This is a genomic window from Alkalilimnicola sp. S0819 (genome assembly GCF_009295635.1).
In the GTDB taxonomy this organism is placed as follows: domain Bacteria; phylum Pseudomonadota; class Gammaproteobacteria; order Nitrococcales; family WHIW01; genus S0819.
Genome location: NZ_WHIW01000068.1, coordinates 1 through 309 on the forward strand (window position 1 = coordinate 1; position 309 = coordinate 309).

The following is a 309-nucleotide window of genomic DNA, read 5'->3' on the forward strand; positions in this document are numbered from 1 at the left end:
GTTCATGCCTCTGCTGGAGGGTATGGCGAAGCTTGATGTTCACAAGAGCGGGCCTGCGCGGCGGGTGGCGGACCTGGTCCAGGTGTTCGCCCGTTTCCTGAAATTGAGCGAGGCGCGGGTGCAGGAACTGCGGGCCGCGGCGCTGGCCCATGAGCTCGGCGAGCTATCCCTCACTGAAGAATGCCGCAAGACCCCGCAGCTGCGTTTGCAGGGGGCGATCCAGGCGGAATTTCAGCGCCACCCCGAACGCGGCGCGGAGGTGCTGCGCGGCACGCCGGCACGGGCGGCGGTGGCGCGCATTGTCGAGGC

1 protein-coding gene is annotated in these 309 nt (G+C 68.6%); it reads left to right on the plus strand.

The window, feature by feature from the left end; translation table 11 throughout:
- Positions 1-22: 22 nt before the first annotated feature.
- Positions 23-309 (plus strand): HD domain-containing phosphohydrolase (locus tag GBG68_RS14005; protein ID WP_193222357.1); only part of this gene is annotated, 287 nt, incomplete at its 3' end.